Origin of the sequence: Mesorhizobium sp. M8A.F.Ca.ET.161.01.1.1, from assembly GCF_004792105.1 — a bacterium.
In the GTDB taxonomy this organism is placed as follows: domain Bacteria; phylum Pseudomonadota; class Alphaproteobacteria; order Rhizobiales; family Rhizobiaceae; genus Mesorhizobium.
Genome location: NZ_SRTD01000004.1, coordinates 339,881 through 363,356 on the forward strand (window position 1 = coordinate 339,881; position 23,476 = coordinate 363,356).

Genomic DNA, 23,476 nt, shown 5'->3' on the forward strand with positions numbered 1-23,476 from the left:
TCGCAGGTCACTGATCGCCTGCTCTGGCGGCGCATTGTGCGCGCCGTTTCCAGGCCTTGTGCGGCCAACTGGCCCGCAAGGTCTTGCGAAGCGTTGATGTCCAGTGCAAAAGCGCGGCCATGCTTATCATCAATGACCTTTCACTCCGCATGGCGGGGCGCTTGCTTCTCGACCACGCCTCGCTCACCTTGCCGGCCGGCACCAAGGCCGGTCTCGTCGGCCGCAACGGCACCGGCAAGACGACGCTGTTCAAGGCCATAACAGGCGATTTTCCCTCCGAGACAGGCTCGATCAGCCTGCCGAAGAATACGCGCATCGGCCAGGTGGCGCAGGAAGCGCCTGGAACCGAGGACCCGCTAATCGAGATCGTGCTCAAGGCCGATCTCGAGCGCACGGCGCTGCTCGAAGAAGAGAAGACGGCGACCGATCCGCACCGCATCGCCGACATCCACATGCGGCTGGCCGACATCGATGCTCATTCGGCCGAGTCGCGCGCGGCCACCATCCTCGCCGGCCTCGGCTTCGACGACGCCGCGCAGCGGCGTCCGGCCTCGTCCTTCTCCGGCGGCTGGCGTATGCGCGTGGCGTTGGCCGCCGTACTGTTTTCCGAGCCGGATCTCCTGCTGCTCGACGAGCCGACCAATTATCTCGACCTCGAAGGCACGCTGTGGCTGGAAAACTACGTCTCAAAGTATCCGCACACCGTGCTCCTGATTTCGCACGATCGCGATCTGCTCAACCGCGCCGTCAACTCGATCGTTCATCTCGACCAGAAGAAGCTGACCTTCTGGCGCGGCGGTTACGACCAGTTCGAGCGCCAGTACACCGAGCAGAAGGAGTTGCAGGAAAAGGGCCGGGTCAAGCAGGAAGCCGCCCGCAAGCATATGGAATCCTTCGTCGAGCGGTTTCGCGCAAAGGCCTCCAAGGCAAGACAGGCGCAGTCGCGCATCAAGGCGTTGGAAAAGATGAAGCCGATCTCGGCCATCGTCAACGACACGGTGCGGCCGTTCTCTTTCCCCGAACCTGTGAAGACGGTGGCCTCGCCGATCGTTGCGCTGAACAACGTCAATGTCGGTTATACCGAGGGCCAGCCGATCCTGAAGAAGATGACGCTGCGCATCGACGCCGACGACCGCATCGCGCTGCTCGGCGCCAACGGCAACGGCAAGTCGACCTTCGCCAAATTGCTGTCGGGTCGCCTGAAGCAGGAAACCGGCACCATGACGGTGGCGCCCGGGCTGAAGGTGGCGATCTTCGCCCAGCACCAGCTCGACGATCTGCGCCCCGAGGAGAATGCCTATGAGCATGTCCGCCGGCTGATGCCGGAGGCGCCGGAATCCAAGGTGCGCGGCCGCGTCGCCCAGTTCGGTCTCACGACCGAGAAGATGAACACGCCCGCCAAGGATCTGTCCGGTGGCGAGAAGGCGCGCCTTCTGATGGGCCTGTCGGCCTTCGAGGGTCCGAACCTGTTCATCCTCGACGAGCCGACCAACCACCTCGACATCGACAGCCGCGAATCGCTGATCCATGCGCTGAATGAATTTCCCGGCGCCGTCATTCTGATCTCGCACGACCGCCATCTGCTGGAGGCGACGGCCGACCGGCTGTGGCTGGTCAAGGATGGTGCGGTCAATCCCTATGACGGCGACCTCGAGGACTACAAGACGCTGGTGACCGGCGTCTCCGGCGACCGCCGCGGCAAGCGCGAGGCCGACAAGGCATCAAAAGCCGACCGCCGCCGCGACGCCGCAGCGCGCCGCGCCGCCTTCGAGCCGTTGGCCAAGGAAATCCGCGCCACCGAGGCGCTGATGGACCGTATCCGCAAGCGCATCGACGGCATCGAGGACGAACTGTCCAATCCGTCGGTCTACGAGAAGGATCCGTCGACTGCGACCAGGCTCGCCAAGGAACGCTCGCAGCTTGCCCAGACGCTTGCCGGCCATGAGGAAAAATGGCTGACCATGTCGGCGGAATATGAGGAAGGGACGGCGGAGTAGAGCTAATCTCCCCCCTCGTGGGGGAGATGCCCGGCAGGGCAGAGGGGGGCGCTGTCCCGCCAACCTGCCGGTCTCTTTGCAATCACCATCGCCAACTTCGGTGGCATATTGATGGGGCTCGATAGGCCGCGATCCTTCGCGCCCCCTCTGTCCTGCCGGACATCTCCCCCACAAGGGGGGAGATTGGCTAATCATCTGGCCCTACACGCCACCGTCAAAACCCGCTAGACAAATGGCATGAACCAGCACGCCAAGCTTCGTATCGGCCATTCGGCCTGTCCGCATGATTGCCCGTCGACCTGCGCGCTTGAGGTCGAACTGCTTGACGGCAACCGCATCGGCCGCGTCCATGGCGCCAAGTCCAATACCTATACGGCCGGGGTCGTCTGCGCCAAGGTCGCCCGCTATGCCGACCGCGTCCATCATCCCGACCGTTTGCTGAAGCCGCTGGTGCGCAAGGGCGCCAAGGGCGGGGGCGTCTGGCAGGAGGCAAGCTGGGAAGCCGCACTCGACCTCGTTGCCGAGAATTTCATCGCGGCCGAGGAGAAGTACGGATCGGAGACGGTCTGGCCTTACTATTACGCAGGCACGATGGGGCTGGTGCAGCGCGACGGTATCGACCGGCTGCGGCATGTGAAGAAGTACTCGGGCTTCTTCGGCTCGATCTGCACCAATCTCGCCTGGACCGGCTGGATGATGGGGGCGGGCGCCTTGCGCGGTCCCGATCCGCGAGAAATGGCCAAATCCGATTGCGTCGTGATCTGGGGCACCAATGCGGTGGTCACGCAGGTCAATGTCATGACCCACGCCATCAAGGCGCGCAAGGAACGCGGCGCGAAAATCGTCGTCATCGACGTCTATGAAAACGCCACGATGAAACAGGCCGATATGGGCCTGGTGCTGAAGCCCGGCACCGACGGCGCGCTGGCTTGTGCTGTCATGCATGTCCTGTTCAGGGAAGGCCTGGCCGACCGCGCCTATCTCGAAAGATACACCGACGATCCCCAGGGCCTTGAAGCGCATCTGCGCACCCGCACGCCGGAGTGGGCGGCTGATATCACCGGTTTGACGGTCGCCGAGATCGAGGCCTTCGCCCGGCTCGTCGGCACGACGAAAAAGACTTATTTCCGGCTCGGCTACGGCTTTGCTCGCCAGCGCAACGGCGCCGTCAACATGCATGCGGCGTCATGCATCGCCGCGGTCACCGGCGCCTGGCAGTATGAGGGCGGCGGCGCCTTTCATTCCAATTCGGGCATCTTCAAGCTCAATCAGGATGTGCTGGAAGGCTCAAGAATGCGCGATCCCTCGATCCGCTATCTCGACCATTCGCGCATCGGCCCGGTGCTGACCGGCGCCAGCGACGCACTCTACGGCGGACCGCCGGTGACGGCCATGCTGATCCAGAACACCAATCCGGTGAATGTCGCGCCCGAACAGCGGCTGGTGAAGCAAGGTTTCCTGCGCGACGATTTGTTCACCTGCGTGCACGAGCAGTTCATGACCGACACGGCCAAGCTTGCCGATGTCGTGCTGCCGGCGACGATGTTCGTCGAGCATGACGACATCTACAAGGGCGGCGGCAACCAGCACATCACGCTCGGCCCCAAGCTGATCGATCCGCCGGAAGGGCCGCGCACCAACCATTTCGTCATCGAGCAGCTGGCCGAGCGCCTTGGCGTCGCCGATCGGCCGGGCTTCGGCCTCACCGAGCAGCAGCATATCGACATCATCCTCGGCAAGCGCGGGCTGGGCAGCTTCGATTCCTTGAAGGAAGAGAAGTGGGTCGACCTGCAGCCGGATTTCGAAACCGCGCATTTCACCCGGGGCTTCGGCCATGCGGACGGCAAATTCCGCTTCCGCGCCGACTGGACCGGGCAGGCGGCTCCCAACCGGCCGCCGAAGAGCATGGGTCTGTTCGGCCCGGTGGCGCGGCTGCCGGAATTTCCCGATCATGTCGACCTGATCGAGGTGGCCGACGAAGCGCATCCGTTCCGCCTGACGACTTCGCCGGCGCGCAACTTCCTCAACTCGACCTTTTCCGAGACACCGGTTTCAAGGGCGAAGGAAGGCCGCCCCGAACTCCTGCTGCATCCCGACGATGCGGCGGCTCTCGAACTTGCCGACGGCGACCGTGTCGAGATCGGCAACATGCGCGGCGAGGTGGTGCTGCACGCCAGATTGTTCGACGGCATCAAACGTGGCGTCGTGATCGCCGAAGGCATCTGGCCGAACAGCGCGCATGAGCGCGGCGAGGGCATCAACGTGCTGACCGGCGCCGATGCCCCCGCGCCCTATGGCGGCGCGGCCTTCCACGACAACAAGGTGTGGTTGCGCAAGGCAAGGGAGCTGGCGGCATAGCCGGTCAAGGATTTCCTGGTCGTGCATCTGGTGACGCAGCAACAAAAGCAAAAATATTGGCCGCGCGCCGCACATGGCTGCGAAGATAATATTGTTGAGATTTTAGCGGAGACTATGTATCGCGAAAATAACTAGTGATTAGAAATAATTTAGCTTTGAGATGGGGTGTACATCAAGTTCATTTGCAAGAAATTTTGAAATATTTTTTATATGATTGTTGAATGAAATAGAAATGCCCAGATGAAAAACTGCGAAAAAAACGAGGTAGAAAACCATATCGGGTGCATTTTTATTGGCTATTAGGAGACATATCCATCCAAAAAAAGCCAAAATTAAAGCTGGATACGATATCCATGTCCCGCTATTAACAAATGATCCATGTATAAATTTATCACCTTCACTTTCAATAAATTTTGCCTTAAAGGTTGTAATGTTTCTGTATACTCCCGCTTCAATCCAGAATTTCTTATTGACGTTGTCTAAAAGCGCTCTGCTTATCAAGCTACCGTGATTTTCCTTCGCATCAGAAAGTCTAAAAAATAGATCTTTTTCTGATGTCTCATATTTGAAATCTCCGACCATTCTTGGGAAGGCCAAAAGTCTTAGGAAGCTGCTATGTTTGAAAGGTTCCATGAAGCTCCGCTTGGTCTTATTTACCAGATACGAGGTCCCGCATAAATTCCCAATTTAAGGCTACGATTTTGCACCTGAGCTTTGCAACGCCCTTTAGTCGGCTTTGCGCCAGCTCACCCAATATTCCGGCTCTTCCGGCCCTGGCAGGCGTTTTTCTCATTCGACCGTAAATCCTGCTCCGGTTAGGGCCGCCACGGCCCCAACCAGGATCTCTCCAACATGACGGGGCTTGTCGCCGCCAAGCTGGTGAAGGAGATCGCCGGCATGATGCTGAAGACAGCACCGGCCGCTGATTGAGAGACAACAAGCGCAGCCGAGGCGCGGAAAGTCACACTGGCAGGAATTCGGCCACCTTTTTCCTGTTCAGCCGGTGCCGGATGTCGTCGGCGATCGCCTGGGCCTCGATCCCGATTTCGCGCAGCAAGCCGGTGACGGCGTTGTGGAAACCAACAAGGTAGAGGCCGAGGTCCGAAGCTTGCGCGGTAACGCCGCTGCGATCCGGCTGGATGCCGGGGTCCAGGAATTTGGCATAGCCCGGCCGGTAGCCGGTGGCGAAGAGGATGGCGTCGAATTCGCCGTGGCCGCCATCGACAAAACGGGCACCGCGTTCCGAGATTTCGGCGATGTCGGGCGCCACCTTGATCGCGCCTTCGCGGATCTTGCCGATAGTGCCGACATCGATCACCGGAATGCGCGACGCAAGGGCGATCTGTTGCAGCAATCCCTGCTTCGGCCGTCTGAGCCCAAATTTCTCCAGCCTGCCCAGCACAAGGTCGAGAATGAGGGGGAACAGGGAGTCATTGATGCGCCGCGGCCCGAGCCGCGTCGCCATGCCGACCATTTGGATCGGCACGCCGAACAGTTCGCGCGGCACGATGTGAACGCCGTCGCGCACCGAGATCGTCGGCCGGGCACTGCCTTCCGCCAGATCGAGCGCAATCTCGGCACCGGTGTTGCCCATGCCGACGACCAGCACCGACTGGCCGGCAAAAGGCGTAGCGTTGCGGTAGTCCGCGCTGTGCAGCGTCTTGCCCTTGAAGGCGTCGATGCCGGTAAATTTTGGCAGCAAGGGCTCGGCATTGTAGCCGGACGCGATCACCACATGCCAGGCACGTAAGGCGCCGGACGTCGATTCCACCCGCCAGCCGCGGCCGTCCCGGGTGATCGCCCGCACGGTTTCGCCGAAGCGGGGCTCGAGGTCGAAACGCTTCGCATAGGCATCGAGATACTCGACCACGAGATGGCGGGGCACATAGCGCGGATAATCCTTGGGGAAGGGGACGAAGGGCAGCGAAGAGTAGCGTTTGGTCGTATGCAGATGCACGCGATCATAGTGACGCCGCCAGGCTGGCACGGCCTGCTGCTCCTTTTCGAGGATGACAAAATCCACCCCGGCTTGCCGCAGGCACGCGGCAACCGCCAGGCCCGCTGGCCCGGCACCGATGATCGCGACCTTCGTGGTTTCGTCCATGCGCGCCTCCCTCGCCAACTCGCGATCCTGAGAATGTCAGAAACGTGGCAAGGGTGCCACGGGCTCATCCAGGCAAGGGCACCGTCAACCCGACCTTGACGCGGTCCATGGCGACGAAGGTGCGGAACTTCCGCACATTGTTGCTGCCGAAGAACAGTTTTCGCGTCAGCGCCTCATAGGCGCCCATGTCGGCTACGGTGATGACGAGGATGAAGTCGGCTTCGCCGGTGACATAATAGCATTGCTGCACGTGCGGCTCTGCCGAGAATTGCCGCTTGGCCGCATCGATCAGTTCGGTGCGTTCGCTCTCCAATTCGACCTCGACGAAGATGGTGATGGGCTGGCCGACGGCAGCCGGCTCCACCACGGCGACGTTGCCGGCAATGACACCGGTCTGTTCCATGCGCTTGATGCGGCGCTGCACGGCGGGCGCCGACAGGTTCACCGCCTCGCCGATCAGCCGTTGCGGCGTCGTGTTGTCCCGCTGCAGGATGGCAAGGATGGCGAGATCGAAGCTGTCGAGGGCGGTTGGTGCCTGAGGCATTGGCGTATCCTGACGAAACAAACTTGCATTTTGAGAGCCGAATTACAGCGCCTTTTGCGCATGTTCCGCAATATCTTCTCTCGGACGACGTCAAGGAGAGAGCCTCAATGTTCCTGCCCAATCGCAATGCCCTGCATCGCCAGCCACTGGGCGCGGCCGATGCCGAAACCCTCGGCATCGCCGGAGCGGACACCGTCGAGCGTTTCCTTGCCCGCCGTGACAATCACCTGGCAACGCCGCTGCACGCGTTGCCGGCGCTGGGGGGCGAGCTCGGTCTCGCGGCCTTGCACGTCAAGGATGAGGGCTTTCGGCTCGGCCTCGGCAGCTTCAAGGCGCTGGGCGGCGCCTATGCGGTCTTCCGTCTGGTCCTGGAAGAAGCCAGCAAGCGTCTGGGCCGCTCCGTCGATGTCGGCGATCTCGATCGGCCCGAAGTCCGGTCGGTCGCGGCGACCATGACGGTTGCTTGCGCCACCGACGGCAATCACGGCCGCTCCGTCGCGCAGGGCGCCGAACTCGTCGGTGCCAAGGCGGCGATCTTCGTCCATGCCGGCGTCAGCGACGAACGCGTCGCGGCCATCGCCCGCTACGGGGCCGAGATGATCCGCGTCGACGGCAATTATGACGATTCGGTCAGGCAGGCGGCGCGCATCGCCGCCGAGAAAGGCTGGACGGTGGTTTCCGATACCTCATGGCCGGGCTACGAACGCATTCCGGGGCTTGTCATGCAGGGCTACACGGCGGTCGTGCGCGAAGCGCTGGGCCAGCTCTCCGAACCGCCGACGCATGTCTTCGTGCAGGCAGGCGTCGGCGGCATCGCGGCGGCGATCGCCGGCCATCTCGCCATCGTGCTCGGAGAAGCCAGGCCTGTTTTCACGGTGGTGGAACCTGCGCGCGCCGCCTGCGTCTTCGGCGCCGCCAAAGCCGGGCACCCGGTCAAGATCGCGCATGGCGAGGCGACGGTCATGGCGATGCTCGAATGCTACGAGGCCTCGCCTGTCGCCTGGCGCGTGCTGGCACGCGTCGCCGATGCCTTCATGACCGTCGACGAGGACGACGCCGTCGCCGTGATGCGGCGGCTGGCAAGGCCGTCCGGCAACGATCCGGCCATCGTTGCCGGTGAAAGCGGAGGGGTCGGTCTTGCCGGACTGATCCGGGCGATGGCCGGTCACAAGGCCGAGCTTGGCCTCGACGCCACTTCGCGCGTGCTGGTTATCAACACCGAAGCCGCGACCGACCCCCGCCGCTATGCCGAGCTCGTCGGCATGAACCCGGCGGATGTGCTTGCCGGCAAGATGCTTTCAGGAGCAACGCCATGATCTCGATCGACGGACAAAGACTGCTTGGCCGCATCCGCGAACTCGGCGGCATCGGCCGTGATGGCGAGGGCAGGCTGGTGCGGCTGGCCGCCTCCGATGCCGACCGGCTGGGTCGCGACCGCTTCGTCGGCTGGCTGCGCGAGGCCGGGCTCGAAATCGCCATCGATCGCATGGGCAACATCTTCGGTATCTGGCAGGTGCCTGAGAACGCCGGGCAAGCGCCAATCCTCGTCGGCTCGCATATCGACACCGTCATCGATGCCGGCATTTATGACGGCTGCTACGGCGTGCTGGCCGGCCTGGAGGTCATCGAGACGCTGAAGGGGTCAGGCTATGTCCCGTCGCGCCCGCTCTCGGTCGCCGCCTTCACCAACGAGGAAGGGGTTCGCTATTCCCCCGACATGATGGGTTCACTGGTCCATGCCGGCGGCGTCGCTATCGCCGAGGCGCTGGCCGCCGTCGGCACCGACGGCAGCGTGCTGGGAGAGGAGCTGGCCCGCATCGGCTATGCCGGCGACGAGGAGCCCGGCTTCCTCAAACCGCATGTCTATCTCGAACTGCATATAGAGCAGGGCCCGGTGCTGGAACGCGAAGGCGTGCCGATCGGCGCCGTGGAAAACCTGCAAGGCATCTCCTGGCAGCGCATCACCATAGATGGCATCGCCAACCATGCCGGCACCACGCCGATGTCGATGCGCAATGATGCCGGCCATGCAGCTGCGCGAGTCGTCACGTTCCTGTACGATCGCGCCAAAGCTTCGAACACGCCGACCGTTGCAACCGTCGGCACGATGCGTTTCGAGCCAAACGCCATCAATGTCATTCCCTCGCGCGCCGTCTTCACCGTCGACCTGCGCGACCCTTTCGAGCATCGCCTGCAGGCGGAGGAGGCGGCACTTGCCGCATTTCTCGAGGACCTCGCGGCCGCCGATGGCGTCACGGTCTCGGTCGAGCGGCTGGCCCGCTTCGAGCCGGTGATTTTCGACAGCCGCATCGTCGAACTGATCGAGGCTGCCGCCAGCAACCGCGGATTGGTCTCGAAGCGCATGACGTCAGGCGCCGGCCATGATGCGCAGATGATGGCGCGCCTTGCGCCCGCGGCGATGATTTTCGTGCCGAGCGCCGGCGGCATCAGCCACAATCCGCGCGAACATACGGACGATGCCGAGCTTGTCGCCGGCGCCAACATCCTGCTTGATGTCGTCGCCCGCCTTGCGGATCAGGAGATATCAGGCAATGGCTGAAATCGACCGTGACGCGCTGAAGCTGGAGATGACCGGGTGGCGGCGCGATCTGCATGCGCACCCCGAATTCGGCTTCGAGGAGAAGCGCACCGCGGCCTTCGTCGCGGCCAAGCTGCGCGAATTCGGACTGGATGATGTCGCCGAGGGTGTTGGTGGCACCGGTGTCGTCGGCACGTTGAAGCGCGGCAGCGGCAACCGTGCCATCGCGCTCAGGGCCGACATGGATGCGCTGCGCATATCAGAGCAATCGACCGCGCCATACCGCTCCGGCAATCCCGGTCTCATGCATGCCTGCGGCCATGACGGCCACACGGCGATGCTGCTTGGTGCGGCCAAGCTTCTGGCCGGGGAGGGCGGTTTCGACGGCACCGTGCGCTTCATCTTCCAGCCGGCGGAGGAATGGGGAAAAGGCGCGTTGGCGATGCTCGACGATGGCCTGATGCAGCGCTTTCCCTTCGACGAGGTCTTTGGCCTGCACAACATGCCTGGCCTGCCCGTCGGGCATTTCGAAACCCGCGCCGGTCCGGTCATGTCGGCCGAGGATATCTTCGAGATCGTGCTCAAGGGGTTGGGCGGCCACGCGGCCCGGCCGCATTCGGGTCAGGAAACGCTGGTCGCCGCCTGTGCGCTGGTCACCAGTCTTCAGACCATCGTCTCGCGCCGGCTGAGCCCGGCCGACATCGCCGTGGTTTCGGTGACCGAGCTGATCACCGACGGCACCCGCAACGCACTGCCGGGCTTTGCCCGCGTCCTTGGCGACGCGCGCAGCTTCCGCCCCGAGGTCAGCGCCGAGATCGAGCGCCAGATGCGCATCATCGCCGAAGGCATCGCTGCCGCGTACAATGTTGCCGCCGAGGTCAACTACACCAGGGAATTCGTGCCTTTGCGCAACGATGCCGAACTGGTCGATGCGGCCTTCGCCGCCGCCACGACGGTTTTCGAGCCTGGCAATATCGCGGTCGCCCGCGAACCGATGACGGCGTCGGAGGATTTCGCCCGCTTCCTCGACCACGTGCCGGGCTGCTTCGTCTTCCTCGGCAACGGCGAGGGTTCGGCGCCGCTTCACAATTCCAGCTACGACTTCAACGATGACGGGCTGTTGTTCGGCGTCGATTTCCATGTCGCCATCGCCAGACAGCGGCTTGGGACTTGAACCCACGGGGGGCTTTTCGCGGCATTTTACCGGGGGAAAACGCCCGGAAAAGGCCGATATCCTTGATCTCGCATGACGCTGCGGCAAGACTCAGCTAGCGTGCTTCATGCGGCGGACCTGATATCCGCCTGGCCGGCGCTATCAGATTACCTCCCAAGCGGCGCCGGCCTTCTCCCCTGTGCGCTAAATTAGCTTTCGTTAAATTTAGAATGCTGGCGCTTGGCGGAAGTTAGCGTTTTGCTGCCAAGACTCCACGCTTTGGGTGCTGGGGGAGCCATGGATGCGCGGGCAGAGCTGGATAAAGGCGTTGCGTCAGGACGAAGCGCGGCGAGTGCGCGCGCGTATCGCTGAACTCGAACAAAACTTGACCGCTGCCTCGGCCCAGACACGACAATTGCGCCAGGACGCAGGCCACGAACTGCGCAATGCCAAGTTCCGCCTCGACCGCCTCGAGGAATGGATCGCGGCAATGCGTTGATGACGACCCCGCAATTGTCGGGTGCGGGCCACCATTCACTGCCTGGCAATGCCATTGTTCGCGGCAGGAATTGCGAGACCTTGGTCCCCTCCAGTCGCCTTTGTCGGCGGCAGTTTGTTGTCACAGGCCGTGAGCGCCAAGGCGACGAGCGCGAGGATCAGTCCTAGCTTTTTCATCGCTACCTCCTCCAAGTCAGAACGAGGCGGCGCCGGTTTGGTTGCGGGATTGCGCCGAGGGAACAAAAGACCCGGCCTCCAGTTGATCCAGAGAAGGAGGACCGCCCACATGATCCGTTTGCTTCTGGTTGGCACGCTGGCCTTTGTCACTTACCGTCTCGCCCGCAAGATGATCGACGAGGTCCCCGACACTGTCGATCCGCTCTTGCTGCCGGCGCCTGCAAACGACCGCGAAGCGCTACGCCGGCAATCGGCGGCGATGGGCGTTGACCCGAAACGCTGATCGTATTGCTCGCCGAATTGGCGGAGCCGCTTCTCTGTTGCGAACAAAGCGGAAACGATGCTTGATGGGCGATGAACCTCGCCGCCCATGATTCGACCTTTTTGGACTCGACCGTCCAGCCGGCCTATCTCGCCCGGCTGAATGATGCCCAGCGCCAGGCCGTCGAACATGGCGACGGCAAGATTGCAGGCCCGCTGCTGGTCATTGCCGGGGCCGGCTCCGGCAAGACCAACACGCTGGCGCACCGCGTTGCCCATCTGATCGTCAAGGGGGCCGACCCGCGCCGCATCCTGCTGATGACGTTTTCGCGGCGCGCCGCATCCGAAATGGCGAGACGCGTCGAGCGCATCGCCGGCGAAGTGCTCGGTCGCGACGCCGCGGTGATCACGGATGCGCTCACCTGGGCGGGCACTTTTCATGGCATCGGTGCGCGGCTGTTGCGCGATTATGCATTGGAGATCGGCCTCGATCCGGCCTTCACAATCCATGATCGCGAGGATTCCGCCGATCTGATGAATCTCGTGCGCCACGAACTCGGTTTCTCCAGGACGGAAGCGCGCTTTCCAACCAAAGGCACCTGCCTTGCCATCTATTCGCGCGCCGTCAACGCGCAGGCCCCGCTCGGTGAGGTGCTGGGGTCTGCCTTCCCCTGGTGCGCCGGCTGGGCAGAGCAGCTCAAGCAGCTGTTTGCCAGTTACGTCGAGGCCAAGCAGGCGCAGAACGTGCTCGATTACGACGATCTGCTGCTCTACTGGGCGCAGATGACGGCCGAGCCTGAGATCGCCACGCATCTGGGCGGGCGTTTCGATCATGTGCTGGTCGACGAATACCAGGACACCAATCGGCTGCAGGCGTCGATCCTGCTTGCGTTGAAACCCGACGGCGCCGGGCTGACGGTCGTTGGCGACGACGCGCAGTCGATCTATTCGTTCCGCGCCGCCGAGGTGCGCAACATCCTCGACTTTCCCCGGCAGTTCGCGCAGACCGCCGACGTGGTGATGCTGGAGCGCAATTACCGCTCGACCGAGACCATTCTGGCCGCCGCCAATGCGGTCATCGGCGAAGCTTCCGAGCGCTTCACCAAGAACCTGTGGTCGGAACGCAAATCCACCGACAAGCCAAGACTTGTGACCGTGCGCGACGAGGTCGAGCAGGCGAACTTCGTCTGCGACACCATCCTGGCGGAGCGTGAGGCCGGCACCGCGCTGAAGTCACAGGCGGTGCTGTTTCGCGCCTCGCACCACAGCGGACCGCTGGAGATCGAACTGACGCGGCGCAACATTCCTTTCGTCAAGTTCGGTGGCCTGAAATTCCTCGATGCCGCCCACGTCAAGGACGTGCTGGCGGTGCTGCGCTTTGCCGAAAACCCACGCGACCGTGTCGCCGGCTTTCGCGTGCTGCAGCTCTTGCCAGGCATCGGTCCTTCCGCCGCCGCGCAGATCGTCGAGGCCATGACGTCGGCGCTGGACGAGGCGATGGGCCTGGCCGGCTGGCGTCCACCGCAGCGCGCCGCCGACGACTGGCCGGGATTCGTCTCGCTCTATTCCGGCTTGCGTGCCGGCGCCAAATGGCCAGCCGATCTCGAACAGATCAGGCTTTGGTACGAACCGCATCTGGAGCGCATCCACGAGGATGCGACCACGCGCCGGGCGGATCTGCTGCAACTGGAGCAAATCGGGTCGGGCTATGCTTCGCGCGAACGCTTCCTGACCGAGCTGACCCTCGATCCGCCGGACGCGACCAGCGACCAGGCCGGGCCACCGCATCGCGACGAGGACTATCTGATCCTGTCCACCATCCACTCGGCCAAGGGCCAGGAGTGGAAGAACGTCTTCGTGCTGAACACGGTCGATGGCTGCATTCCGGCCGATCTCGGCGTCGGCACCAAGGAGGACATCGAGGAAGAGCGCCGGCTGCTCTACGTGGCGATGACACGAGCCAAGGACAGCCTCAACCTGATCATGCCGCAGCGCTTCTTTCCGCACGGCCAGGCGGCGCGTGGCGACCGTCATCTCTATGCCTCGCGCACCCGTTTCATCCCGGCCTCCATCCTTGCCGCGTTCCAGCAGCTTTCGTGGCCGGCCGCGCAAGCGGCGCAGGGCAGGGCACCCCGGCCGGAGGTGCGCGTCGACATCGGCGCGCGCATGCGCGGCATGTGGAAATAGCAGGAGCCGATGGCGCAACCGCCGATCAGGATTGCCATCGCTGGCGCGCTCGGCCGCATGGGGCGCCAGATGGCGGATGCGGTGCGGGCCGATGCGCGTCTGGCGCTTGCCGCCCGCTTTCACCGCCCAGGCAGTGTCGGTGACGGGCTGGTGAGCCGCGAGGAAGCGCTTGCCGCGGCCGATGTGGTCATGGACTTCACCACTGCGGCAGCCTCCGCCGGCCTGGCGAGAGTCTGTGCGGATCGGGGCGGGCCAGCCTTGGTGATTGGCTCGACCGGTTTCGATACGGCCGAAGCGGCCATTATTGCCGATGCCGCCAAAAACATCGCGATAGTCCGCTCCGGCAGCTTTTCGCTCGGCCTGAACATGCTGGTCGGATTGGTCGAGCAGGCGGCGGGGGCACTCGCTCCGCAAGACTGGGATGCCGAGATTTTCGAGGCGCATCATCGCCACAAGGTCGATGCGCCGTCGGGCACGGCGCTGATGCTGGGGCAAGCCGTTGCAGTCGGGCGCGGCGTCGAACTGGACACGGTGGCAAGGCGCGTCCGCGATGGCGTCACCGGCGCGCGGCCGGTGGGCGAGATCGGCTTCGCGGTGGCGCGCGGCGGCAGCATCGTCGGCGAGCACAGCGTCTCCTTCTGCGCGGAGGGCGAGACCGTTACCGTGTCGCATGCGGCCGGCGACCGCGTCATGTTCGCGCGTGGCGCCATCGCCGCCGCTCTCTGGGTGGCGGGCCGCACTCCCGGCGAATACGACATGCGCGACGTCCTGGGGCAGAGCGCTCGGGCGTGACGCTGCGAACGATTTTTTTGCCCCGCGACTGAAAGCCAGCTGAAAGCTTGGGCATGTCATGACGGTTTTGCGGTGTCACCGCATGTCCGGCCCGCGACGGTCGGCGAGGGAGGAATGCGGCGCGGCTTCACAGCGCGTCGCCCAAATGGAGGAAGTTTTGTGACCGGTTTCATCTCGAAGTGTGCGTTGCGCACCGTTGCCTTGACGCTTGCCATCACCGCCACGGGTGCCACGGCGGCATCGGCGGCCGACGAAAAGATTTCCATCATGGTGGGTGGCTACGAAAAGCAGATCTATCTGCCCGCCAAGCTCACCGAAGCCCTGGGCTACTTCAAGGACGAGGGTCTTGACGTCGAGTTGCTGAACGAACCGGCCGGCGTCGATGCCGAAAACGAGATGCTGGCCGGCGCCGTACAAGGCGTTGTCGGCTTCTATGACCATTGCATCGACCTCCAGGCCAAAGGCAAATTCGTCGAGTCCATTGTCCAGTTCAGCCAGGCGCCCGGCGAGGTCGAACTGGTTTCGACGAAGCATCCCGAAATCAAGTCGCCGGCCGATTTCAAGGGCATGAACCTTGGTGTCACCGGCCTCGGCTCCTCGACAAACTTCCTGACGGAATACCTCGCCGTGAAGAACGGCTTGAAGCTGGGTGAATTCACCTCAATCCCCGTCGGTGCCGGCGATACATTCATCGCCGCGATGCAACAGGACAAGATCCAGGCGGGTATGACGACCGAGCCGACCATCACCCGGCTACTCAAGACGGGTGAGGCCAAAGTCCTTATCGACATGCGTACGATGGAAGGCACAAAAGCCGCGCTCGGCGGCACATACCCGGCCGCGTCACTCTACATGCAGACAGACTGGGTCGAGGCCCACAAGGATGTGGTGCAGAAGCTGGCCAATGCTTTCGTCAAGACGCAGAAATTCATCAATACCCATAGCGGCGCCGAAATCGCCGACAAGATGCCGAAGGACTACTATGTCGGCGACAAGGAGGGCTATGTGAAGGCCCTCGATGCCGGCAAGGCGATGTTCACCGCCGACGGCGTAATGCCCGAGGGCGGCCCCGAGACGGTGCTGACTGTGCTGTCGGCCTTCAAGAAGGACCTGCAAGGCAAGCAGATCGACCTGTCGAAGACCTACACGACGGAATTCGTCAAGAACGCGAAGTAAACCCGTCTGCCGGCGCGATGCACCGCCTCGTGCCGGCAATCGTCTGGTTTTCACGTCCGGAGGCCCTGGCCGACGGCGGTTCTTCGTTCGAGGAGTTAGCCCAGCATGGCACAAGAGAAAAGCGCACCGGCAATTGAGCTGATCAATGTCAGCCGCCGCTTCCTGTCACCCACCGGCAAGTCGCTGACCGCGATCCGTGATTTCACCATGACCGTCGAGCGGGGTGAATTCGTCGCCGTCGTCGGCCCGACCGGCTGCGGGAAGTCCACCACCCTCAACCTCGTCACCGGATTGGCGAGCCCAAGCGCGGGCGAGGTCCGGGTCATGGGTGCACCCGTCAAGGGCATCGATTCCCGCATCGGCTTCGTCTTTCAAAGTGACGCGCTGTTTCCATGGCGCACGGTGATCGAGAACGTCATGGCCGGGCCGCTCTTCCGTGGCAGGGCCAAGGCAGAAGCGACGGCCGCGGCGCGCGACTGGCTGGCGCGCGTCGGCTTGGCGCGCTTCGAGCATCACTATCCGCACCAGCTCTCCGGCGGCATGCGCAAGCGCGTCGCGTTGGCGCAGACCTTCATCAATGGCCCCGAGATTCTGCTGATGGACGAGCCGTTCTCCGCGCTCGACGTGCAGACACGTGTTCTCATGCACGAGGAACTGCTGCGTCTGTGGTCCGAAGCCAGGGCTTCGGTCGTTTTCGTCACCCACGACCTGGAGGAAGCAATAGCGCTGGCCGACAAAGTCTATGTGCTGACCGACGGGCCGGCGACGGTGAAGTCGGTCTACACCATCGACCTGCCGCGCCCTCGCGTCGTCGCCGACATCCGTTACGAGCAAAGCTTCATCGACTATTCGCGCACCATCTGGGCCGATCTCAAGGAAGAGGTCGAGACCAGCTATGCCCGCGCTGCCGCGTGAGGGAGGACACAATGACCGATGCCACCATCGACATCAGGGCAGGAAGTTTCAGGCCGGGAACTTCGGACGCCGAAATAGAGGCCGCCGCCGCCAAGGCCGCGCAGCATCGTCGCCGCACGGTGATCTTCTGGCGGTATGCCATCCTCATCGTCTTCCTCGCCGCTTGGGAAGTCGCCGGGCGCAAGGCCTGGATCGATCCGTTCTTCTACGCCACGCCAAGCGCGATCGCGCAGAGGCTCTATGAGTGGACGACGGAAGGCACGTCCGAAGGGCCGCTCTGGTACCATCTCTACGTCACGATGGAGGAATCCGTCCTCGGCTTCGTCACAGGCTCGGTTGCCGGCATCATCATCGGCGTCGCGCTTGGCCGCAACCGCATGGCCGCCGACATCTTTTCCATCTACATCAAGGTCATCAACTCCATCCCTCGCGTGGTGCTGGCGCCGATCTTCATCATGATCCTCGGCCTTGGCCTTGCTTCGAAAGTGGCGCTGGCCTTCATCATGGTGTTCTTCGTCGTCTTCCATAACGCCTTCCAGGGCGTGCGCGAGGCCGACCGGGCGATGATCGCCAATGCCCGTATCCTCGGCGCCTCCGACTGGCAGCTGACCCGCTCGGTGATCGTGCCGTCGGCGATGAGCTGGATCTTCGCCAGCCTGCACGTCAGCTTCGGCTTCGCCATCATCGGCGCCATCGTCGGCGAGTTCGTCGGCTCACGCTATGGTATCGGGCTCTTGATCAACATCGCCAAGGGCTCCTTCGACGCCGCCGGCATGTATGCCGCGATCGTCATCATCATGGTCGTGGCGCTGGGTGCGGAATATCTGATGACGATGGTCGAGAACCGGCTGGCGAAATGGCGTCCGCAGCCGCTGCACGAGACGCAGTAAGCAGATCGGAGCGGGGCAAGGACCCCTAGCCGCCGGCCAACGGCAGGCGCACCTCGACGACCAGGCCGCCGGTCGCGCCATCCGCAAGGGTGATGCGACCGCTGGCATTTTCGACCACCTCGCGCACGATGGCGAGCCCGAGGCCGCTGCCTTCGTCGGTCGCGCCGGTGAGCCGATAGAAGCGCTCGAAGACATGGTCGCGCTCGTCGGCGGGTATGCCTGGCCCGTCGTCGGTAACCGTCAGCACGGCCTCGCCACCGGCGGCGGCGAGCTTGACGGTGACGGTGCCGCCTGCCGGTGTGTAGCGCAGGGCGTTGTCGACGAGATTGACGATCATCTCCCGCAGCATCGTGCCGTCCCCGATGACCGGTACGGCGCCAGTCTCATCGAGGCCAAGATCGACGTTGCGATCAATGGCCCTCGGCGCGTGCGTTTCCAGCACTTGGCGCGCGGCTTGCGTCAGGTCGATGCGATCGGCACGCGGTCGCCGGCTGCCCGGTTCCGCGCGCGACAAGGTCAAGAGCTGTTCGGCCAGCCTCGCCAGCCGGGCGGAGCTTGCCTGCAGGGCGACAAGCGCTTCCTTGCGCGCATCCACAGCGTTTTCGCGCAGCGCGTAGCTCGCTTGCGTCGACAACAGCGCCAGCGGCGTGCGCAACTGATGCGCGGCATTGGCGATGAAACGGCGCTGCGCCGCCATCTGCGCCCGCACCCGTTCCATATAGGCATTGAGCGCATCGACCAGCGGCCGGATTTCGCTCTGCGCACCGGCGACTTCGATGGGGTCGAGTTCGCTGCGTTTCGGTGAGCGCACTGCGTCGCGCAGCCGGATGAGCGGCGTCAATCCTCGCCGCAGGCCGAGCAGCACGAAGACGCCGGCAATCGCCACCAGCGCCAGTTGCTGGGTGAAGGCGCTGAACCAGAGATGCCGCACCATCGCGTCGTGGCCGAAAAGCGTGACGCCGACGGTGACCGATATCGGCGAGTCGCCGCCGGCGCCGACCACCGCGTGCGTAAATGTCAGCAGCCGCAGCGTCTGGTCGCGATAGGTCGCTTCGATGCTGGGGCGTCCAGGCGTCTTGGGTAGCCCGGGATAGCCTGTCAACAGCCGCCCTCCGGCGGCTTCGACACCGTAGTAGACCCTGTCGCGGTCGCCGGTGTCGAACATCTCGAGCGCTGCCGGCGGCACCGTGGCGTTGATCACTCCGTCGGTCATTGCGACCTGCTCGGCAATCATCCGTGCCGAACCGACCAACATGCGATCAGTGATCAGATCGGCGGTCGCCAGGGCATTGCCATGGCTGGTCCACAGATTGACGGTGGCGAGCCCGGCGAGCGGCAACACCACCCAGGCCAGAAGTTGCAGCCGAAGACTGTTAATTCTCATTGCACCAGATCATCGTGCCGCAAGAGATAGCCGAGGCCACGCAAAGTGGCGATCTGGACGCGCGACCCTTCAAGCTTCTTGCGCACACGGTGCACATAGATCTCGATGGCGCTGGGATCGGCGTCGGTCTCGAAATCATAGATCGCCGCGGACAGTGCGGCCTTGCTTACGGTGCGTCCTGCCTTGATCATCAATTGCTCGAGCACGGCATGTTCGCGCGGCGTCAGCGCCAGCGCCTCCCCGCCGAGCGAGAACAGCCTGGTGTTGGTGTCGAAGACGAGGTCGCCGCAGGCAACGACCGGTGCCGTCCGGTCATTGACGCGGCGCAGTTGCACGCGGATGCGTGCTTCAAGCTCCTCGATCTGGAAGGGCTTCGCCAGGTAATCGTCGGCGCCTTCGTTGAGGCCTTTGACCCGGCCATCGAGGCTGGCGTTGGCGGTCAGTACGATCACCGGCACCCGGTTGCCGCGGGCTCGCAGCATGCGCAGCACTTCCAGTCCGCCCATGCGAGGCAGCGCAAGATCGAGAATGACAAGCGCGTGGTCGCCCGCGGCAAGCGCGTGTTCCACATCCTCGCCGTCATGGACGATGTCGACGACATAGTTCGCCTGGCGCAGGGTCTTGCCCAGCCAGTCCGCCAGTTCGCGATTGTCCTCCACAAGCAGCAATCGCATGTCTATTGCCGTTCCAGCATCCGCCCGCTTTCGGTCTCAACGGGCCGCCTCGGGCTCGATCGTCGATCCCATTCGCCAATCGGACCCGAAATGATCGATAGTATCGATCGCAACGCAAGGCAAATGCGGCTTGGGCCGTGGCCGGCGAAACCTCCAAACTGTCCGAGCGACGCGAAATTCCTCCCAAGGGCACGCCACTTGACGTCTTTTTGGATGAGCCCAGGGCATTGGCGTCATCAGCCGATCTTCGCAGTCGGCAAAAAACAATTCACGTTCAGGAATAAAACCAGGCTGCTTCTGGTCTTCTCCTCAGCGGAACCGTCCTCCCAAGACGCCGCCCAACGGATGAACCAGGAGATTGAAATGAACAGGCTTGCTCTCGCTACCGCCGCTATCCTTATCGCAACCGGAGGTGCCTTGGCCGGCAGCGACCACTTTGGCTCCGACAATGCCAGCCAGCCGGTTGCTTCGGCCGCCGGCGTGGATCACGCCACCACCGGCGCCGTCAACAACAAAACGAATACGACCGGCCACAAGGCTGCCGACACCAAGATGAAGCCCGCCATCGACTGGCCGGAGCCGGGGCAGGGTATCTGGGGCAACTGAGGTCTCGGGCGCGGCGGACTGTCCGCCGCATCTGCCCGGCATGGCTTCTAGCTCAATCCTTCGGGCGCAGGCAATGCGTCAGCCGCGCGGAGAACAGGGCGGACCATTCGCCCTCGAAGACGAAGCGCCCAAGGGCCGCCGTCGGAAACTTTTCCTCGAGCCTCTTGCGCGCCTTCGCCTCCGATCGCGGTCCGGCAAGCTGTTTTGCCAGGTCCTCAAGCCCCGGATTATGGCCAACCACCACAAGGCAAACGCTCGACGGGTCGACCCTATGGATTTGGCCCAGAATGTCCGCAGCCGAAGCTTCGTAGAGTGGCTGAGCAAACGCGACTCTTGGATGCACCGGCAACTCCGCGGCCACCAATCGCCAGGTGTCGCGGGTGCGTAGCGCCGACGACACCAGTGCCTGATCCGGCAGCCAGTCACGCGCGGCAAGCTCGCGGCCGATCAATCGGGCTGCGTTCAATCCACGTTCCGCGAGCGGCCGGTCGAAATCATCGAGATCAGGATCATCCCAGCTCGATTTGGCATGGCGAAGCAGGAGAAGCTGTTTCATGGCCGCGTTCTCGGCTCAAGGCGTGATCCGCGCCAGATGCTCGAGATCGGCTTCCTCGCGCAGCGGATCGGGCGCCATCACCACCGAGGTGCCGTTGTCGGCATCGTCGGCGAAATGGGCAAGCACGGTGCGGCCTGCCTCCATGCGCGCCTTGCCTTCGGCGACCAGACCCAGCGCCAGCGCATAGAGCCGATGCTCGGCCTTCAGCACGCGCGCTGCCAGCGTATCGGCATTGTCGCCGACCATCACCGGCACCGCCGCCTGGGCGATGATCGGGCCGTCATCCATCTCCGGCGTCACGAAATGCACCGTGCAGCCATGAATGCGGATGCCGGCTGCCAGCGCGCGCGCATGGGTATCGAGCCCCTTGAAGGCCGGCAGCAAGGCAGGGTGGATGTTGATCATGCGGCCCTGCCATCTCTGGACAAAGCCGGGGGTCAGGATGCGCATATAGCCGGCCAGCGCCACGATATCTGCATTGAAGCCAGTGAGTGCCGCGTCGATCGCTGCGTCATGCGCCTGCTTGCCGCCGTGATCAGCTCGGGAAATGACCTGCGTGGCGATGCCGCGTGCCCTGGCGATGCCGAGGCCGGCGGCGTCAGCCTTGTCGGAGATGACGCCGACGATCTCGGCCGGAAAGGCCGGGTCGCTGGCGGCCGCGATCAGCGCGGTCATGTTGGAGCCGCGCCCCGATATCAGGACGACGGTGCGCTTTCGCTGCGTGCTCATAGGCCGATCGAGCCCCGATAGATGACGCCGGCGTCGCGGCGCGGCACGATGCGGCCGATCGGCGTCACCGTCTCGCCGGCTTCCTGCAGCACGGCAGCGACCTGTGCCGCCTGACCCGAAGCGACAGCCAAAATCATGCCGATGCCGCAATTGAAGGTGCGCATCATCTCTTCCGGCGCCACGCCGCCGGTCTTGGCCAGCCACGAGAACACCGGCGGCACGTCGATCGCCTCGAGATCAAGCTCGGCCGAGAAATCCTTGGGCAGCACGCGCGGAATGTTTTCCGGGAAGCCGCCGCCGGTGATGTGGGCGAGCGCCTTGATGCCATGTGTGTTGCGGATCGCCTTGAGGAGAGATTTCACATAGATGCGGGTCGGCTCGAGCAGCGCCTCGGCGAGCGTCGCCTCGTCGTTGAACGGTGCCGGATCGCTCCACGCCAGGCCGCTCGCGGCGACGATGCGGCGCACCAGCGAGAAACCGTTCGAATGCAGGCCGGAGGAGGCTAGCCCGAGCAGCACATCGCCTTCGACGATGTCGTCGGTGGGCAAAAGCTGCCCGCGTTCAGCGGCCCCAACGGCAAAGCCGGCGAGATCATAGTCCTTGCCGTGATACATGCCGGGCATTTCGGCGGTCTCGCCGCCGACCAGCGCGCAGCCGGCCTGGCGGCAGCCCTGCGCGATGCCGCCGACGATCGCGGCACCCTGGTCGGGATCGAGTTTGCCGGTGGCGAAATAGTCGAGGAAGAACAGCGGCTCCGCGCCCTGCACGACGATGTCGTTGACGCACATGGCGACGAGGTCGATGCCGATCGTGTCGTGCTTGCCGGCATCGATGGCGATCTTGAGCTTGGTGCCGACGCCGTCATTGGCGGCGACCAGCACCGGATCGGTGAAACCGGCCGCCTTGAGATCGAACAGACCGCCGAAGCCGCCGATCTCGCCATCCGCGCCTGGCCGGCGCGTCGAGCGCACCAGCGGCTTGATCTTCTCCACCATGAGATTGCCGGCATCGATGTCGACGCCGGCCTCGGCATAAGTGAGCCCGTTTCTGCGCTTGGCCGTTTTGTTCTGGCCCGTTTTGTGCTGGCCGGTTTCGCGCTTGCTCATCGCAATGTTCCTGCTCGTTTGCGGGCTCTTCGCATGAACGGTTTCGGTCCGCAAGGATAACGGCCGAACCGGGCGCCGTTTGGCTGACAAAAGCGTGGATAGACGGGGGCATCGCACACAGCGCTTGCTCCGGCCCAGGCTGCTCCCTTGCCTCGACCCTTCACCGCCCTCATCTATCTCCAGGCATAATACGGCGGGACAATGCGTTGACCATCCCCAACCTGATCACCATCCTGCGCCTTGTGCTGGTGCCTGCCGTGGTGCTGGCCATGCTGCAGGCGCGCTGGGACTGGGCTTTTGCCGGCTTCGTTATTGCAGGCGTTTCCGACGGCATCGACGGCTTCATCGCCCGCCGCTTCGACCAGCAGTCGACGCTCGGCGCCTATCTCGATCCGATGGCCGACAAGCTGCTTTTGGTTTCGGTGTTCGTCGTCATGGGCTTCATCGGGCAATTGCCGCTCTGGCTGGTCGTCACCATGGTGTCACGCGACGCGCTGATCGTCTGCGCGGTTCTGTTGTCCACGGTGATGGCCCATCCGGTCGAGATAAAACCGTTTCTTGTGTCGAAGGCCAATACCGCCATACAGATCGTGCTGGCGGCGGTCGTGCTGGGTGAACTCGCCTTTGCCGTGCACCTCGACCCTCTGCGGCCCGCCCTCATATTGCTGTCCGGGGTCTTGACCGTGGCTTCGGCCGCGGCCTATCTCGTGGCTTGGCTGAGGCATATGAACGGCTATGGCGAAGGCGGTAAATCGGGCTGACAAGCCCATCGACGGCAAGGCTGCCCGCAAGCCGGCTGCCCGCAAAGCGGTGACGCGGGGCAAGACCGT

The 23,476-nt window shown here is 63.6% G+C and carries 22 protein-coding genes; 14 read left to right on the plus strand and 8 right to left on the minus strand.

All coding sequences use genetic code 11. The features are described 5' to 3' along the window. Nucleotides 1–119 precede the first annotated feature (119 nt). Together EN804_RS13200 and EN804_RS13205 are read left to right on the plus strand one after the other, a co-directional pair. On the plus strand, nt 120–1,997 hold the full coding sequence (locus EN804_RS13200; protein WP_135919679.1) for an ABC-F family ATP-binding cassette domain-containing protein: 1,878 nt from the start codon (nt 120–122) through the stop codon (nt 1,995–1,997). A 237-nt stretch (nt 1,998–2,234) separates the two neighbouring features. Continuing rightward, nucleotides 2,235–4,355: a molybdopterin oxidoreductase family protein gene (locus EN804_RS13205; RefSeq protein ID WP_135919681.1), complete on the plus strand. Its 2,121-nt coding sequence runs from the start codon at nt 2,235–2,237 to the stop codon at nt 4,353–4,355. Between the two features lie 138 nt (nt 4,356–4,493). Here the strand turns inward: EN804_RS13205 and EN804_RS13210 are convergent, their stop codons facing one another. From EN804_RS13210 to EN804_RS13220, 3 genes are all read right to left on the minus strand, one after another. After that, the gene (locus EN804_RS13210) at nt 4,494–4,988 is read right to left on the minus strand and encodes a hypothetical protein (RefSeq protein WP_135883550.1); all 495 of its coding nucleotides are present in this window, start codon (nt 4,986–4,988) and stop codon (nt 4,494–4,496) included. Nucleotides 4,989–5,316: 328 nt separating this feature from the next. Beyond that, complete coding sequence (locus EN804_RS13215; protein WP_135919685.1) at nt 5,317–6,459, minus strand: NAD(P)/FAD-dependent oxidoreductase; 1,143 nt, start codon at nt 6,457–6,459, stop codon at nt 5,317–5,319. 64 nt (nt 6,460–6,523) lie between these two features. Then, entirely contained in the window at nt 6,524–7,003 is a 480-nt protein-coding gene (locus EN804_RS13220; protein WP_135919687.1) for an Lrp/AsnC family transcriptional regulator, read from the minus strand. 107 nt (nt 7,004–7,110) lie between these two features. On the opposite strand from EN804_RS13220, the gene EN804_RS13225 reads away from it, so the two are divergent. The 10 genes from EN804_RS13225 (at nt 7,111) to EN804_RS13265 (ending at nt 17,591) form a co-directional block, all read left to right on the plus strand. Further along, nucleotides 7,111–8,319, plus strand: a complete 1,209-nt coding sequence (locus tag EN804_RS13225) for a diaminopropionate ammonia-lyase (protein WP_135919689.1) — start codon at nt 7,111–7,113, stop codon at nt 8,317–8,319. Beyond that, nucleotides 8,316–9,563, plus strand: a complete 1,248-nt coding sequence (locus EN804_RS13230) for a Zn-dependent hydrolase (RefSeq protein WP_135919691.1) — start codon at nt 8,316–8,318, stop codon at nt 9,561–9,563. Before EN804_RS13225 ends, EN804_RS13230 begins: the two co-directional genes overlap by 4 nt. Further along, nucleotides 9,556–10,716: a M20 aminoacylase family protein gene (locus EN804_RS13235; protein ID WP_135919693.1), complete on the plus strand. Its 1,161-nt coding sequence runs from the start codon at nt 9,556–9,558 to the stop codon at nt 10,714–10,716. Before EN804_RS13230 ends, EN804_RS13235 begins: the two co-directional genes overlap by 8 nt. Nucleotides 10,717–10,996: 280 nt before the next feature. Next, nucleotides 10,997–11,194: a hypothetical protein gene (locus EN804_RS13240; protein WP_135919695.1), complete on the plus strand. Its 198-nt coding sequence runs from the start codon at nt 10,997–10,999 to the stop codon at nt 11,192–11,194. Between the two features lie 285 nt (nt 11,195–11,479). Next, nucleotides 11,480–11,653 (plus strand): hypothetical protein, encoded by a 174-nt coding sequence (locus EN804_RS37235; protein ID WP_167531203.1) that lies wholly within the window; start codon nt 11,480–11,482, stop codon nt 11,651–11,653. A 71-nt stretch (nt 11,654–11,724) separates the two neighbouring features. Next, a complete protein-coding gene (locus EN804_RS13245; RefSeq protein ID WP_135919697.1) occupies nt 11,725–13,818 on the plus strand; it encodes an ATP-dependent helicase in 2,094 nt (697 codons plus the stop codon). Nucleotides 13,819–13,827: 9 nt separating this feature from the next. Next, on the plus strand, nt 13,828–14,610 hold the full coding sequence (dapB, locus tag EN804_RS13250) for a 4-hydroxy-tetrahydrodipicolinate reductase (RefSeq protein WP_135919699.1): 783 nt from the start codon (nt 13,828–13,830) through the stop codon (nt 14,608–14,610). 171 nt (nt 14,611–14,781) lie between these two features. After that, nucleotides 14,782–15,786, plus strand: a complete 1,005-nt coding sequence (locus EN804_RS13255; protein WP_189524518.1) for an ABC transporter substrate-binding protein — start codon at nt 14,782–14,784, stop codon at nt 15,784–15,786. Between the two features lie 105 nt (nt 15,787–15,891). Then, nucleotides 15,892–16,701: an ABC transporter ATP-binding protein gene (locus EN804_RS13260; RefSeq protein WP_135919701.1), complete on the plus strand. Its 810-nt coding sequence runs from the start codon at nt 15,892–15,894 to the stop codon at nt 16,699–16,701. Between the two features lie 11 nt (nt 16,702–16,712). Continuing rightward, nucleotides 16,713–17,591 (plus strand): ABC transporter permease, encoded by an 879-nt coding sequence (locus tag EN804_RS13265; protein WP_127276617.1) that lies wholly within the window; start codon nt 16,713–16,715, stop codon nt 17,589–17,591. Between the two features lie 25 nt (nt 17,592–17,616). Here EN804_RS13265 and EN804_RS13270 read toward each other — a convergent pair whose 3' ends face one another. Then, entirely contained in the window at nt 17,617–18,975 is a 1,359-nt protein-coding gene (locus EN804_RS13270) for a sensor histidine kinase (protein WP_135863818.1), read from the minus strand. Next, nucleotides 18,972–19,649 (minus strand): response regulator, encoded by a 678-nt coding sequence (locus tag EN804_RS13275; RefSeq protein WP_135919703.1) that lies wholly within the window; start codon nt 19,647–19,649, stop codon nt 18,972–18,974. Before EN804_RS13275 ends, EN804_RS13270 begins: the two co-directional genes overlap by 4 nt. Nucleotides 19,650–20,012: 363 nt before the next feature. Here EN804_RS13275 and EN804_RS13280 point away from each other — a divergent pair, with 363 nt between their 5' ends. Beyond that, on the plus strand, nt 20,013–20,255 hold the full coding sequence (locus EN804_RS13280) for a DUF680 domain-containing protein (RefSeq protein WP_135919866.1): 243 nt from the start codon (nt 20,013–20,015) through the stop codon (nt 20,253–20,255). A 52-nt stretch (nt 20,256–20,307) separates the two neighbouring features. On the opposite strand, the gene EN804_RS13285 is transcribed toward EN804_RS13280, so the two are convergent. The 3 genes from EN804_RS13285 to purM are packed head-to-tail and all read right to left on the minus strand — an operon-like array spanning nt 20,308 to nt 22,646. Then, nucleotides 20,308–20,811, minus strand: a complete 504-nt coding sequence (locus EN804_RS13285; RefSeq protein ID WP_135919706.1) for a histidine phosphatase family protein — start codon at nt 20,809–20,811, stop codon at nt 20,308–20,310. Between the two features lie 15 nt (nt 20,812–20,826). Beyond that, nucleotides 20,827–21,540 (minus strand): phosphoribosylglycinamide formyltransferase, encoded by a 714-nt coding sequence (purN, locus tag EN804_RS13290; RefSeq protein WP_135919708.1) that lies wholly within the window; start codon nt 21,538–21,540, stop codon nt 20,827–20,829. Continuing rightward, nucleotides 21,537–22,646, minus strand: coding sequence for a phosphoribosylformylglycinamidine cyclo-ligase (gene purM, locus EN804_RS13295; RefSeq protein ID WP_135863828.1), 1,110 nt, complete (start codon nt 22,644–22,646; stop codon nt 21,537–21,539). Before purM ends, purN begins: the two co-directional genes overlap by 4 nt. A 206-nt stretch (nt 22,647–22,852) precedes the next feature. Between purM and EN804_RS13300 the strand changes: the two genes are divergently transcribed. Next, nucleotides 22,853–23,407, plus strand: coding sequence for a CDP-alcohol phosphatidyltransferase family protein (locus EN804_RS13300; RefSeq protein ID WP_127276634.1), 555 nt, complete (start codon nt 22,853–22,855; stop codon nt 23,405–23,407). Nucleotides 23,408–23,476 lie beyond the last annotated feature (69 nt).